This is a genomic window from Pseudomonas benzenivorans (assembly GCF_024397895.1).
Classification (GTDB): Bacteria; Pseudomonadota; Gammaproteobacteria; order Pseudomonadales; family Pseudomonadaceae; genus Aquipseudomonas; species Aquipseudomonas benzenivorans_A.
Genome location: NZ_CP073346.1, coordinates 3300779 through 3313637 on the forward strand (window position 1 = coordinate 3300779; position 12859 = coordinate 3313637).

Here is a 12859-nt window from a genome sequence, read left to right on the forward strand (position 1 = left end):
TCCGCTGGTTATCGCTCAGCTTAGTGGCTGCTCGTCGATTTGTCGGTGGGCGCCGCGCCCAAGGCGGGCTTGGCCTGCTGCCGGCGGTACTCACGCCAGTGCGCAAGGACCGCTTCGGGGGCCCAGATCTGCGGCTCGGAGGGCTCGAAGCCGTCGGCCTCCTCACGCACCGCGACCTGCGCCTTGGCCAGTTCGAAGGCCTGCTGCAGGTCATCGGTCTGCTGTAGCGCCTCGGCGAACAGCGCCCGGCCGAAATAGGTGAAGTCGTTCTCCTCCGAGCAGCCGAAGGACACCCGGTCGGCACGGGCGGCGGTCATGACCAGGGTCTTGTCGTCCTTTAGCTTGGGAATGAAGCCGCCGGAGTAGCAGGCCGAGATCACCAGCACCTTGTGTCGCTCGCGCAACGGCTGCAGCAGGGTGGCCAGCTCGTCGGCGGGCAGGTCGGCCAGCTGCAGGCGCGGCTGGTAGAGGTTCAGCTCGTGCTGGCGCGAGCCGTGACTGGTCAGGTAGATGAATACCAGGTCTTCCGGGCCGCTACGTTCGGCCAGGGCCTGCACCGCACGGCGCAGGCTCTCGCGGGTGGCCAGTGGGCGGTCGGCGAGGTGGTCGCGGTGGTTGGCCAGGGTCAGGCTGCCGTAGGCGGCGAAGCGCTCGCCGAGCAGGCGGGCGACGTAATCGGCCTCGCGCAGGAACACGCTCTGTTTGCCGTCGCCGGCCAGGGTCAGGGCGTAGAGTTCGATCCGCGCAGTGGAGAGGGGCAGCGCGGCGATGGCCTCCTCGAGCAGGCGGCCCTGTTCCAGCAGGCCCAGCTCCAGCGCGTCGGGCAGGCGGCGTCCCTGCTCGTCGCGCACCCAGCGGCCGCGCTGCCAGCTGCCGGCCTGCGTGCTGCCATCGGCAAGGGTCAGGGTGCCGGTGCCGGCGTATTCGCCATGGGCAAACTCACCCTCGTAGTGGCTGCCGTCGGGTAGGCGCAAGTGCCCCTGGCCGTGATAGCTCCAGTTGCCGAACTGGCCTCGGTAATGCTCGCCGTCGGCGCCCTGGAACTGGCCGGCACCGCTCAGGGCGCCGTCGACGAAGTGCCCGCTCCAGGCATCGCCGCTGGCGCTCTGGTAGCGGCCTTTGCCGTGGAACTGGCTGTTGCGGAACGCGCCGCTGTAGAGGTCGCCGTCGGCGCCCTGATAGCTGCCCTGGCCGTGCAGCTGTCCGCTCTTGAATTCGCCGCTGAAGCGGCTGCCGTAGGCGTCGCGGCGCAGGCCATGGCCGTGGGGCTGGCCCTTGCGGAACTGGCCCTGGTAGCTGCTGCCATCGGCCCATTCGAGGCTGCCCTCGCCGTCGAACAGGCCGCGCTTGAACTCGCCGCGATAGACCTGGCCGTTGTGCTCGAGGGAGCCCTCGCCGGCGAATCGACCCTCGACGAAGCCGCCCTGGTAGTGGCTGCCGTCGCGCTGGCGCAGGTTGCCCTGGCCATGAAAGGTGCCGAAGCGGAAGTCGCCGACATACTGCTCGCCATTGGGCCCGCGCCATTCGCCGGCGCCGTGCAGTTGGCCATCCTTGAAGGTGCCGCTGAACCAGCTGCCGTTGCGGTAGTCGAGTCGCCCGGGGCCCTGCAGCAAACCGTCGACCACCGCGCCGCGGTAGCGCCCGCCGTCGGGCAGGATGGCGTCCGGCGGCAGCAGCGGCTCCCCGTCGCCGCAGGCGGCGAGCAGCAGGGCGAAGCTGAAGGGAGCCAGGTTGGCGAGCAGGCGCATGTCGAGCATCCGGTTCTAAGCGATGACGGCAGTATGCCGCAAAGTGCGGCGCGCGCGGTGCTGTGCTGCACAGGGCGGAGGTGTGACGAGGTGCTCGCGGCCAGGCGCGAGCACCCCGACGGGGTCACGGGTTCAGACGAAGCAGAGGGTCAGCGGTTCGGCGATATAGGCCGGTTTTTCCTGGCCCTCGATCTCCAGTACGACGCGGGCCTTGAGCAGCCACTGGCCGGGGTTCTTCTCGTTGGCATCGGTCAGGCTGACTGCCAGGCGCACCCGGGAACCGACCTTGACCGGCTGGATGAAGCGCACGCTGTCGAGGCCGTAGTTGACCGCCATCTTCAGGCCCTGGGGCATGATCATGAGGCCTTCCATCAGCTTGGGGATCAGCGACAGGGAGAGGAAACCGTGAGCGATGGTGCCGCCGAACGGTGTCTGCCTGGCCTTCTCCGGATCGACGTGGATGAACTGGTGGTCGCCGGTGCATTCGGCGAATTGGTTGATGCGATCCTGGTCGATGGTCAACCAGTCGGAGCGTCCGAGCTCCTTGCCTACATAGTCTTTGAGTTGTGCGACGGGTACTGACGACATACGTCCTCCATGATGAGAAGGGCGCCTGGTTCTACAGAATAGAAACGCCCGTACCAAGATCACCATGGCGCAGGCGCCGGGTCAAGCGCAGCGCTTCGTCGAATGGCAGGGTATAGAGCGACCGAGGGGCGGCCTATAATGGCCGCGTTTTTGCCCGGGAGCCGCTGCTGTCAGGCATTGCCCTTTACGCTCCTTGTCTGCGCCCGCCCGCGGCGGGCCGACCCCGGTTTCGGAGAATTTTCATGCTGTTACGCGGCCTGTCCTGGCTGGTGTTGTGCCAGTTGCTCGGCACTGCGCTGAATGTCCTGCTGCTGCCAATGCTGCCGGGGCCCATCATCGGCATGCTGCTGCTGCTGGTTTTTCTGCTGTTGCGCGGCGAGGTCGGCGAGCCGGTGCAGCTGGCGGCCGGCAGTCTGCTCAAGTACCTGCCGTTGTTGCTGGTGCCGCCGGCCGTTGGCGTGATGGCCTATGCCGAGGCGATAGTCGCCGACTTCTGGGCGGTGGTCGGGGCGCTGGTGTTGTCGCTGGTGCTGTCGGTGGTGTTCGCCGGCTGGGTGATGCAGAAGCTGATCGAGCGCCAGACGCGCCGTCGGGAGGACGCATGACGGCCGACTGGTATGGCGCCTGGCAGGCGGTGACTCATCACCCGTTGTTCGGCGCGGGGGTGACCCTGGGTGCCTATCAGCTGGCCGCCGCGGCCTACGAGAAGACCCGCTGGGTGTTCCTGCAGCCGGTGCTGGTGTCGATGCTGATCGTCATCGCCGTGCTCCTGTTGTGCGGCTTGAGTTTTGCCGAGTACCGGGCGAGTGCCGAGGCGGTCAGCCTGTTCCTCGGCCCGGCCACGGTGGCCCTGGCCGTGCCGCTGTACCTCAACCTGCGGCGCATCCGTCAGTTGTTCTGGCCGATCATGCTGACCCTGCTGATCGCCGGCGTGGTGGCCACCGCACTCGGGGTTGCCTTGGCCTGGGTGTTCGGCGCCGAGCGGATCATGCTGATGAGCATGGCGCCGAAGTCGGTGACGTCGCCGATCGCCATGCTGGTGGCCGAGCAGGTTGGCGGCATTGCCGCGCTGGCTGCGGTGTTCGTGATGATCACCGGGGTGCTGGGGGCGATCTTCGGCCCTTCGTTGCTGCGCCTGGCCGGGGTGCGCCACCCTGCGGCGCTGGGCATGGCGCTGGGCATGACCGCCCATGCCGTGGGCACGGCGCAGGCGATGCAGGTGAGCGAGGAATGCGGCGCCTTCGCCGCGTTGGCCATGAGCCTGATGGGCATGCTCACCGCGGTATTGTTACCCTTGGCGGTAGTGCTGCTGGCGTAAGGAGGCCCGATGAACCTATCCCTGTTCCCCTTGAATACCGTGCTGTTTCCGGGCTGCCTGCTCGACTTGCAGATCTTCGAGGCGCGCTACCTGGACATGATCAGCCGCTGCATGAAACAGGGCGAAGGCTTCGGCGTGGTGTGCATCGTCGAGGGCGAGGAGGTCGGTGAAGCCGCCAGCCAGTTCGCCGCGATCGGTTGCGAGGCGCTGATCCGTGATTTCCAACAGCGGCCCAATGGCTTGCTGGGGATTCGCGTCGAGGGCGGCCGGCGCTTTCGCGTGCAGCGCGCCCAGGTGCTGCCGGACCAGCTGACGCTGGGCGAGGTGGACTGGCTGGAGGACGGCCCACAGCGCCCCCTGCTCGCCGAGCACGCCGACCTGGCGGCGCTGCTCAGCGCCCTGGCCGAGCACCCGCTGGTCGAGGGGCTCGGCATGGGCGGCGCGGTCGATGATCAGTCCGCCCTGGCCAATCAGTTGGCCTACCTGCTGCCGTTGTCCGCCGAGCAGAAACTGCAGCTGCTTTCCCTCGACGAGCCCCAGGCGCGCCTGCAGCTGTTGCAGGTGGCGCTCGACCAGCTGCAAGGCGAGCTGGGCGCCTGAGCGCCGGGCCCATCCAGCAGGCGGGCTCAGTAGCGGTACAGCAACAGGCCTTCCGACAGGTGCCAGGTGGCGACGGTGCCGAGCAGCGCCAGGCAGGCCGGCAGGATCAGCCACCAGACCCGCGCCGGCAGCGCCGGCAGCGGTGAGCGCCACTCCACCAGACCCAGCGTCAGGCCGCAGAGGCCCGCGGCCAGCAGCGCGCCGGCGATGATGTCGCTCGGCCAATGAACCCCCAGATAGACCCGCGAGAGGGCAATCGCCAGCGCCGGCAGGCCGGCCAGCAGCAGCCAGGCCAGGCGCAGGCGTGCCGGCTGGCCACGGCCGGCGAGAATGCCCAGTAGCAGGAACAGTGCGAATGCCGCCGAGCTGTGCCCGCTGGGAAAGCTGAAGCTGCCCAGGGGCTCCAGCAGCACGTCCGGGCGATGGCGGGCGAACAGGTTCTTCAGTGCGCTGTTGGCCAGCGCCGTGGCGAGCAGGGCGGTGCCGGCGAGCAGAGCCGGGCGCCATTGTCGGGCGAGCAGCAGCAGCAGGCAGAGCAGCAGGCCGGTGGCCAGTTGGGTGGCGAAGTCGCCGAGGCGGGTGACCAGCACCATCAGCTCGTCCAGGCTGGCGCCGCGCTGTTCCTGGAGCAGGGCCAGCAGGCCCTGGTCGAGCTGGCCCAGGCGCGGCCAGCCGATGATCAGGCCGAGCAGCAACAGCAGGCTCAGTCCCGCCGCCAGCAGGCTGCTGTGCTTATAGCCGCTCAGGCTGCTGTGCGCGCTGACCACCAGCAACAGCGCCAGGCCGCCGGCGAGCAGCAGGGCCTGCCCCCAGAACCCGGGCGGCAGCGGCAGGCGCAAGGCCGCGCCGGTGGCCCAGCCCGGCAGCAGGTAGGCCACTGCCCAGCCTGCCGCGGCGACCAGGCTGACCGCGGCGAAGCGTCCGACCGGCATGTTGAACATGCCGGCCACCATTGGCAGCATCGGTCGCAGCGGGCCGATATAGCGGCCGACCAGCAGGCTGGCGACGCCGTAGCGCCGAAAGTAGTGCTCCGCCCCGGTCAGCCATTGCGGGTGGTGGCGCAGCCCGGGCAGGCGGCGGATGTCCTGGTGGAAGTAGCGCCCGGCGGCATAGGACAGGGCATCGCCGAGCAGGCCGCCGCAGTAGGCCAGGGCCAGGGTCTGCCACAGGCCCAGGGCGCCGCCGCCGGCCAGCACGGCGACGGCGAACAGCAGCACGGTGCCCGGCACGATGATCCCGGCGATGGCCAGGCACTCGACGCAGGCGATCAGGAACACCGCCAGCCCCAGCCACTGCGGGTGAGCCCCGAGCCAGCCGGTCACGGCATCGAGCCACTGGCTCATGGCGCGGCCTCCGGGCTGGCGAGCCGCCAGTAGTCGCGGCCTTCGAGCTGGCCCCGGCGCAGCGGATTGCGGGTGCAGAAGCGGGCGAAGGCGGCATCGACGAAACGGTAGGGCAGGTGCTCGTCGCGTCCGGCAGGAATGCCCAGGCGCGTGGACTGGATGATCTGCGCGGGACGCTCGCCGACATCCTCGACGAACAGGCGCAACGGGTCGAAGCGCTGGGCATCCCAGTCCGGCACCTTCAGACCAAGCGCACGGCACAGCAGGGTCTGGCCGGCGCAAAGGCGCTCCGGCGGCCTTGGCCGGCCCTGGGCGTCCGGGTTGTTGGTCTGCATCCGCGCCAGGCTGGCGGCGCCCGAGTGGTGGTCGAGCCAGGGCCGGGCCGACTTGATCAGCACCGCATTGCCCGGCCCCTGGGCGCTGAAGTTCAGCGAGTCGCCGCCGCGCGCGTAATACATGTAGATGTGCCCGCCGTCGGCAAACAGCGCACGGCGCTTCTCGGTGTAGCCCAGGGAGGCGTGGCTGCCTTTCTCCGCGCAGTAGTACGCCTCGGTCTCGATGATTTGCGCGCTCAGCCAGAGCCCGTCGACCCGGTGGCGGATCACCTTGCCGAGCAGTTCGCGGGCCAGGGTCTGGGCATCACGGTCGAAGAAGGCGTCGCGCAACGGCTGGGCGTCGGGCCAGGGCAGCGAGAGGGCAGCGTTGTCGGGCATGCGGTCGGCGGATCCACGGGAGCAGGTGCCCGACATGATAATGAGTAAGTCCGCCTATGGGCGCGGCCAATGCCTGAAAAGTGCGGTCGCGGCCCCTCTGCTACGCGTCAGGTCACTTTGCGCAGGAGCACCTCTTCGATCCTGTCGGCGCGATCGGCTGGGGGCTCGCCGGTCAGTTCGCTGATCAGTTCCCAGTGCTGATCGAGTTCGTGGCTCAGCGACTCCAGCCGAGCGATCATGCGCGAGCCGGCGCCGCGCACGCCAGGGTCCGAGCTGCGCAGCAGGTCGAAGGACAGCGAGGTCATCGCCGCGGTCATGTGGGTCAGGCTGCGAGAGGTGAGGGTGAGGAGTTCGGTGAGCTGCTGTTCTTTTCGAGTCATGTCGGTCTTCCTTGGCCGGTATGGTCAGAGCGGTGGCGGTGCGGCGAGCCAGGCGGCGAAATGGCTGAGCGCCATCAATAGAGAGGCGATAACCACGACTTTCTGCCGCATGGGCGAGTTCGCTTTCGCGAGTCATGCACATCCGTGTATGGCTCGATGCTATCACGGCGTGCCGTGAAACCGCGCGCTCTTCTGGGCACCTATCCGTCAGCGGCGGACGGGCCCGCAAGACGCTCCGTCTGCTATCTGCCCGGTGCCGCTGTGCGTGGACCTGCTGCGCGGCTATAATCAGCGGCTTTTCCTACTGCCAGGCCCCCCGAGACCATGACAGAGTCCGTGCTCGACTATATGACCCGTCTGGGCCGCGCGGCCCGCGAAGCCTCGCGGGTAGTCGCCCGTGCCAGTACCGCCCAGAAGAATCGCGCCCTGATCGCGACCGCCGAGGCCCTCGACGCCGCTCGTGGCGAGCTGGCCGAAGCCAACGGCCAGGACCTCGCCGCCGGCCGCGCCAATGGCCTGGACGCCGCGTTGCTGGACCGCCTGGCTCTGACCCCGGCACGGATCGACGGCATGATCGAGGGCCTGCGCCAGATCGCCGGTCTGGCCGATCCGGTCGGCGCCATTCGCGATATGAGCTACCGTCCGTCGGGTATCCAGGTCGGCAAGATGCGCGTGCCCCTGGGGGTGATCGGCATCATCTACGAGTCGCGGCCCAATGTGACCATCGACGCCGCCAGCCTGTGCCTGAAGTCCGGCAACGCCACGATCCTGCGCGGCGGCTCCGAGGCCATTCACTCCAACCGCGCCATCGCCGCCTGCATCCAGCGCGGCCTGGCGGCGGCCGGGCTGCCGGCCGCCGTGGTGCAGGTGGTGGAAACCACCGATCGCGCGGCGGTGGGTGAGCTGATCGCCATGCCCGAGTTCGTCGACGTGATCGTGCCGCGTGGCGGCAAGGGGCTGATCGAGCGCATCAGCCGCGACGCGCGAGTGCCGGTGATCAAGCACCTGGACGGCATCTGCCATGTCTATGTCGATGCCCTGGCCGATATCGGCAAGGCGCAGCAGGTCGCGTTCAACGCCAAGACCTACCGCTACGGCATCTGCGGCGCCATGGAGACCCTGCTGGTCGACCAGGCCGTCGCGGCTGCCTTCCTGCCGGGCATGGCGCAGATGTTCGCCGAGAAGGGCGTCGAGTTACGAGGCTGCGAACGCACACGTGCGCTGATCGAGGCCAAGCCGGCCACGGAAGAAGACTGGAACACCGAATACCTGGCGGCGATCCTGTCGATTCGCGTGGTCGACGGCCTCGAGCAGGCCATCGAGCACATCAATCGCTACGGCTCGCACCACACCGACAGCATCGTCACCGAGCATCAGGGACATGCCCGGCGTTTCCTCGCCGAAGTCGACTCCAGTTCGGTGATGCTCAACACGCCGACTTGCTTCGCCGACGGCTTCGAGTACGGCCTGGGCGCGGAAATCGGCATCTCCACCGACAAGCTGCACGCCCGCGGCCCGGTCGGCCTGGAAGGCCTGACCTGCGAGAAATATGTGGTGATCGGCGACGGTCAACTGCGCGGGCAGAATGCCTAAGCGTAGCGACCCCCGGCGCATTGGGATCTTCGGCGGCACCTTCGATCCGGTGCATATCGGCCACCTGCGCAGCGCCCTGGAGGTGGCCGAGTTCATGGCCCTCGACGAGCTGCGCCTGGTGCCCAGCGCACGGCCGCCGCACCGCGGCGCGCCGCAGGTGTCGGCCCAGGATCGTCTGGCCATGGTGCAGCTGGCCGTGGCGGACCTGTCGCCGCTGTGCGTCGATGACCGGGAGCTCGGGCGCGACAAGCCGTCCTACAGCATCGATACCCTGGAGTCGCTGCGCGCCGAGTTGGCCGTCGACGATCAGCTGTTTCTGGTGCTGGGCTGGGATGCCTTCTGCGGCCTGCCGAGCTGGCATCGCTGGGAGGCGTTGCTGGACCACTGCCACATCCTGGTGCTGCAACGCCCGGATGCCGACAGTGAACCGTCGGAGGCGCTGCGCAACCTGATCGCGGCGCGCAGCATCAGCGACCCGCTGACCCTGAACGGGCCGGGCGGGCAGATTTCCTTTGTCTGGCAGGCGCCCCTGGCGGTGTCGGCCACGCAGATCCGCGGGCTGCTGGCGAGCGGCAAGTCGGTGCGTTATCTGGTGCCCGACGCGGTACTGACCTATATCCACGCGCACGGGCTGTACCGTGCGGTGAACTGAACACGAGGCATACGAGTTACCTATGAAGAATCAAGTAATGCGCAGCGAAGACCTGGTCAAACTGGCGATCGCCGCCCTGGAAGAGATCAAGGCCCAGGACATCACCACCATCGATGTGCGGGAGAAGACCAGCATCACCGACTACATGGTGATCGCCAGCGGCACCTCCAGCCGTCACGTCAAGTCGCTGGTCGACAACGTGCTGGAAAAGGTCAAGGAACAGGGCGTGCGCCCGATCGGCAGCGAAGGTCTGGACAGCGGGGAGTGGGCCCTGCTCGACCTCGGCGACATCGTCGTGCACGTGATGCTGCCGACCGCGCGCCAGTTCTATGACCTCGAGCGTCTGTGGCAGGGCGCCGAGCAGAGCCGCGCGCAGCATGGCGTGGATCACGAGTAAGGACCGCCCGCGGTGCGCATCAAACTGATCGCCGTCGGCTCGCGCATGCCGCGCTGGGTGGAGGAGGGCTGGCAGGAATACGCCAAGCGCATGCCCGCCGAGCTGGCCCTGGAACTGGTGGAGATTCCCCTGACCACCCGGGGCAAGAATGCCGACGTGGCGCGGATGATCCGGCAGGAGGGCGAAGCCATGCTGGCCAAGGTGCAGCCCGGGGAACGCATCGTCACCCTGGAGGTCGAAGGGCGGCCGTGGAGCACCGAGCAACTGGCCGTCGAGCTGGACAAGTGGCGCCTGGATGCGCGCACCGTCAACCTTATGGTCGGCGGGCCGGAAGGCCTGGCGCCGGAGGTGCAGGCGCGCAGCGAGCAACGTTGGTCGCTGTCGCCACTGACCCTGCCACACCCGCTGGTGCGCATCCTCATCGGCGAACAGATCTACCGCGCCTGGACCGTGTTGTCCGGTCACCCTTACCACAAGTAACAGCAGTCGCCGATGCCCCAGCCGATCCGCCTCAAGGACCACGAAAAAGACGCGCGCCTGATCCGTGCGCGTGCGTTCGTCGGTGCTCTGTTGGTGGTGCTGCTCACCGCGGTTCTGGTTGCCCGTCTCTACTACCTGCAGGTGGTGCAGTACGAGTACCACTCGACCCTGTCGGAAAACAACCGGGTGCACGTGCAGCCGATCCCGCCCAACCGCGGGCTGATCTTCGACCGCAACGGGGCGATCATCGCCGACAACCGGCCCAGCTTCAGCCTGACCCTGACCCGCGAGCGGGCCGGCGACTGGGAGCAGGTGCTGGATGTGATCGTCGAGGTGCTGGGGCTGAGCGAGGACGAGCGCGCGCTGTTCGAGAAACGCGTGCGCCAGGGGCGCCGACCGTTCGAGCCGGTGCCGGTGCTGTTCGAGCTGTCCGAGGAGCAGATCGCCCGCGTCGCCATCAACCAGTTCCGCCTGCCCGGCGTCGAAGTGGTCGCCCGTCTGGTGCGCCACTATCCGCTGGGCGAGCACTTCGCCCATTCGGTGGGCTATGTCGGTCGGATCAACGAGAAGGAACTGAAGGAGCTCGACCCGGTGGCGTACAGCGGTACCCACCATATCGGCAAGACCGGCATCGAGCGCTTCTATGAAGACCAGCTGCACGGCGAGGTGGGCTACGAGGAAGTCGAGACCAATGCCCGCGGTCGCGTGTTGCGGGTGCTCAAGCGCACCGACCCGTTGCCGGGCACCGATATCGTGCTGACCCTCGATGCCCAGCTGCAGAAGGCCGCAGAGGAGGCCCTGGGCGGCCGCCGTGGCGCCGTCGTGGCGATCCAGCCGGCCACCGGTGAGGTGCTGGCCATGGTCAGTCAGCCGAGCTTCGACCCCAATCCGTTCGTCACGGGCATCAGCTTCAAGGCCTATGCCGACCTGCGCGACTCGATCGACCGTCCCCTGTACAACCGGGTGCTGCGCGGCCTCTATCCGCCGGGCTCGACCATCAAGCCGATGATGGCGGTGGCCGGCCTCGACGCCGGGGTGGTGACGCCCACGTCGCGGGTGTTCGACCCGGGCTTCTACCAGTTGCCCGGCCATACCCACAAGTATCGCAACTGGAACCGCAGCGGCGATGGCTGGGTGAGCATGGAAATGGCCATCGCCCGTTCCAACGACACCTACTTCTACGACCTGGCCCACAAGATGGGCATCGATCGCATGCACGACTACATGACCCGCTTCGGCCTGGGGCAGCGGGTGTCGCTGGACATGTTCGAGGAGACCGCCGGTCTGATGCCCTCGCGCGACTGGAAGCGCGCGCGCTATCGCCAGCCCTGGTACCCGGGCGAGACCCTGATTCTCGGTATCGGCCAGGGCTACATGCAGACCACGCCACTGCAGCTGGCCCAGGCCGTGACCCTGATGGCCAACCGTGGCAAATGGATTCGTCCGCACCTGGCCAAGAGCATCGAGGGGCGCCAGCCGGTCGACAGCGAACCCATGCCGGATATCGTCCTGCGTGACCCCAAGGCCTGGGATCATGCCAACTTCGGCATGGTGCAGGTGATGCACGGCGCCCGCGGCACCGCCAAGAAGGTCGGCGACAGCGCGGTCTATCGCATCGCCGGCAAGAGCGGCACGGCCCAGGTGGTGGCGATCAAGCAAGGCGAGAAATACGACCGCAGCAAGGTGCAGGAACGGCACCGTGACCACGCCCTGTTCGTTGCCTTTGCCCCGGTGGAGAACCCGCAGATCGCCGTGGCGGTGATGGTGGAGAACGGCGAGTCCGGCTCCGGGGTGGCGGCGCCGGTGGTCAAGCAGGTGATGGATGCCTGGCTGCTGGATGAAAACGGCCAGTTGAAGGCCGAATATGCGCCGCCCCTGAGCGCCGAGGTCAGTGAACGATGAACAGCAGTTTCGATCGCACCCTGTCCAGCGAGGACGTCCTGCGTCGCCGCGCCAGCCTGCTGCAGCGCCTGCACATCGACGGCCTGCTGTTGTTGCTGCTGCTGACCCTGGCGGCCGGCAGCCTGTTCATTCTCTATTCGGCCAGCGGCAAGAACGTCGATCTGCTGATCAAGCAGGCCACTTCCTTCGGCATCGGCCTGGTCGGCATGTTCATCATCGCCCAGTTCGAGCCGCGCTTCATGGCGCGCTGGGTGCCGCTGGCCTACGTCGGCGGCGTCGGCCTGCTGGTGGTGGTCGACGTCATGGGCCACAACGCCATGGGCGCGACCCGCTGGATCAATATCCCCGGGGTGATCCGCTTCCAGCCTTCGGAGTTCATGAAGATCATCATGCCGGCGACCATCGCCTGGTACCTGTCGAGCCGCAGCCTGCCGCCGAGCCTGAAGCACATCGTCATCAGCCTGTCGCTGATCGTCGTGCCCTTCGTGCTGATCCTCTTGCAGCCGGACCTGGGCACCTCGCTGCTGGTGATCACCTCGGGCGCCTTCGTGCTGTTCATGGCCGGTCTGCAATGGCGCTGGATCATCGGCGCGGCGGCGGCTGTGGTGCCGATCGCGGTGGGCATGTGGTACTTCGTTTTGCGCGAGTACCAGAAGCAGCGGGTGCTAACCTTCCTCAATCCGGAGAGTGATCCGCTGGGCAGCGGCTGGAACATCATCCAGTCGAAGGCGGCGATCGGTTCCGGTGGCGTGTTGGGCAAGGGCTGGCTGCTCGGCACCCAGTCCCATCTGGACTTTTTGCCGGAAAGCCACACGGACTTTATCATCGCCGTGCTGGCCGAGGAGTTCGGCCTGGTCGGGGTGTGCCTGCTGCTGCTGCTCTACGTGCTGTTAATCGCCCGCGGCCTGGTGATTACCGTGCAAGCGCAGACGCTGTTCGGTAAGCTTTTGGCCGGGGCGTTGACCATGACGTTCTTCGTCTACGTATTCGTCAATATCGGCATGGTCAGCGGGCTGTTGCCGGTGGTGGGGGTGCCACTGCCGTTTATCAGCTACGGCGGTACTTCGCTGATCACGCTGCTCTCTGGATTTGGAATTTTGATGTCGATCCACACCCATCGTAAGTGGATCGCTCAGGTTTGATTG

14 protein-coding genes are annotated in these 12859 nt (G+C 67.4%); 9 read left to right on the plus strand and 5 right to left on the minus strand.

From position 1 onward, the window contains the following. Positions 1-20: 20 nt before the first annotated feature. Complete coding sequence (locus KDW96_RS15460) at positions 21-1748, minus strand: C13 family peptidase (protein WP_255837117.1); 1728 nt, start codon at positions 1746-1748, stop codon at positions 21-23. Positions 1749-1880: 132 nt separating this feature from the next. Beyond that, positions 1881-2336: a MaoC family dehydratase gene (locus KDW96_RS15465; protein WP_255837118.1), complete on the minus strand. Its 456-nt coding sequence runs from the start codon at positions 2334-2336 to the stop codon at positions 1881-1883. 242 nt (positions 2337-2578) lie between these two features. Between KDW96_RS15465 and KDW96_RS15470 the strand changes: the two genes are divergently transcribed. Genes KDW96_RS15470 through KDW96_RS15480 form a run of 3 tightly spaced genes read left to right on the plus strand, consistent with a single transcriptional unit; the run spans position 2579 to position 4254 of the window. Further along, entirely contained in the window at positions 2579-2941 is a 363-nt protein-coding gene (locus KDW96_RS15470) for a CidA/LrgA family protein (protein WP_255837119.1), read from the plus strand. Then, entirely contained in the window at positions 2938-3654 is a 717-nt protein-coding gene (locus tag KDW96_RS15475; protein ID WP_255837120.1) for an LrgB family protein, read from the plus strand. The genes KDW96_RS15470 and KDW96_RS15475 overlap by 4 nt, the downstream gene beginning before the upstream one ends. 9 nt (positions 3655-3663) lie before the next feature. Then, positions 3664-4254, plus strand: coding sequence for an LON peptidase substrate-binding domain-containing protein (locus KDW96_RS15480; RefSeq protein WP_255837121.1), 591 nt, complete (start codon positions 3664-3666; stop codon positions 4252-4254). A gap of 26 nt (positions 4255-4280) precedes the next feature. On the opposite strand, the gene KDW96_RS15485 is transcribed toward KDW96_RS15480, so the two are convergent. The 3 genes from KDW96_RS15485 to plzR form a co-directional block, all read right to left on the minus strand. Continuing rightward, positions 4281-5597, minus strand: a complete 1317-nt coding sequence (locus KDW96_RS15485) for a bifunctional DedA family/phosphatase PAP2 family protein (protein WP_255837122.1) — start codon at positions 5595-5597, stop codon at positions 4281-4283. After that, positions 5594-6310, minus strand: coding sequence for a DNA-3-methyladenine glycosylase (locus tag KDW96_RS15490; protein ID WP_255837123.1), 717 nt, complete (start codon positions 6308-6310; stop codon positions 5594-5596). The genes KDW96_RS15485 and KDW96_RS15490 overlap by 4 nt, the downstream gene beginning before the upstream one ends. 107 nt (positions 6311-6417) lie before the next feature. Next, positions 6418-6690, minus strand: coding sequence for a PlzR type 4 pili assembly inhibitor (plzR, locus tag KDW96_RS15495; RefSeq protein WP_255837124.1), 273 nt, complete (start codon positions 6688-6690; stop codon positions 6418-6420). A gap of 324 nt (positions 6691-7014) precedes the next feature. On the opposite strand from plzR, the gene KDW96_RS15500 reads away from it, so the two are divergent. Genes KDW96_RS15500 through rodA form a run of 6 tightly spaced genes read left to right on the plus strand, consistent with a single transcriptional unit; the run spans position 7015 to position 12856 of the window. Then, on the plus strand, positions 7015-8283 hold the full coding sequence (locus KDW96_RS15500) for a glutamate-5-semialdehyde dehydrogenase (protein WP_255837125.1): 1269 nt from the start codon (positions 7015-7017) through the stop codon (positions 8281-8283). Further along, on the plus strand, positions 8276-8935 hold the full coding sequence (gene nadD, locus KDW96_RS15505) for a nicotinate-nucleotide adenylyltransferase (RefSeq protein WP_255837126.1): 660 nt from the start codon (positions 8276-8278) through the stop codon (positions 8933-8935). The genes KDW96_RS15500 and nadD overlap by 8 nt, the downstream gene beginning before the upstream one ends. 37 nt (positions 8936-8972) lie before the next feature. Beyond that, positions 8973-9332, plus strand: coding sequence for a ribosome silencing factor (gene rsfS, locus KDW96_RS15510; protein WP_255840538.1), 360 nt, complete (start codon positions 8973-8975; stop codon positions 9330-9332). Positions 9333-9344: 12 nt separating this feature from the next. Continuing rightward, entirely contained in the window at positions 9345-9812 is a 468-nt protein-coding gene (gene rlmH / locus KDW96_RS15515) for a 23S rRNA (pseudouridine(1915)-N(3))-methyltransferase RlmH (RefSeq protein WP_255837127.1), read from the plus strand. Positions 9813-9824: 12 nt separating this feature from the next. Then, positions 9825-11714 carry a penicillin-binding protein 2 gene (gene mrdA / locus KDW96_RS15520; protein WP_255837128.1) on the plus strand — a complete coding sequence of 630 codons (1890 nt, stop codon included), beginning with the start codon at positions 9825-9827 and terminating at the stop codon, positions 11712-11714. A 38-nt stretch (positions 11715-11752) separates the two neighbouring features. Then, positions 11753-12856, plus strand: coding sequence for a rod shape-determining protein RodA (rodA, locus tag KDW96_RS15525; protein ID WP_255840539.1), 1104 nt, complete (start codon positions 11753-11755; stop codon positions 12854-12856). The last annotated feature ends 3 nt before the right edge of the window (positions 12857-12859 follow it).

Bases quoted from the DNA above. Each gene is read 5' to 3' on its own strand.
- KDW96_RS15460 (WP_255837117.1), bottom strand. From the start codon at position 1,748: ATGCGCCTGCTCGCCAACCTGGCTCCCTTCAGCTTCGCCCTGCTGCTC.
- KDW96_RS15465 (WP_255837118.1), bottom strand. From the start codon at position 2,336: ATGTCGTCAGTACCCGTCGCACAACTCAAAGACTATGTAGGCAAGGAG.
- KDW96_RS15470 (WP_255837119.1), top strand. From the start codon at position 2,579: ATGCTGTTACGCGGCCTGTCCTGGCTGGTGTTGTGCCAGTTGCTCGGC.
- KDW96_RS15475 (WP_255837120.1), top strand. From the start codon at position 2,938: ATGACGGCCGACTGGTATGGCGCCTGGCAGGCGGTGACTCATCACCCG.
- KDW96_RS15480 (WP_255837121.1), top strand. From the start codon at position 3,664: ATGAACCTATCCCTGTTCCCCTTGAATACCGTGCTGTTTCCGGGCTGC.
- KDW96_RS15485 (WP_255837122.1), bottom strand. From the start codon at position 5,597: ATGAGCCAGTGGCTCGATGCCGTGACCGGCTGGCTCGGGGCTCACCCG.
- KDW96_RS15490 (WP_255837123.1), bottom strand. From the start codon at position 6,310: ATGCCCGACAACGCTGCCCTCTCGCTGCCCTGGCCCGACGCCCAGCCG.
- plzR (WP_255837124.1), bottom strand. From the start codon at position 6,690: ATGACTCGAAAAGAACAGCAGCTCACCGAACTCCTCACCCTCACCTCT.
- KDW96_RS15500 (WP_255837125.1), top strand. From the start codon at position 7,015: ATGACAGAGTCCGTGCTCGACTATATGACCCGTCTGGGCCGCGCGGCC.
- nadD (WP_255837126.1), top strand. From the start codon at position 8,276: ATGCCTAAGCGTAGCGACCCCCGGCGCATTGGGATCTTCGGCGGCACC.
- rsfS (WP_255840538.1), top strand. From the start codon at position 8,973: ATGCGCAGCGAAGACCTGGTCAAACTGGCGATCGCCGCCCTGGAAGAG.
- mrdA (WP_255837128.1), top strand. From the start codon at position 9,825: ATGCCCCAGCCGATCCGCCTCAAGGACCACGAAAAAGACGCGCGCCTG.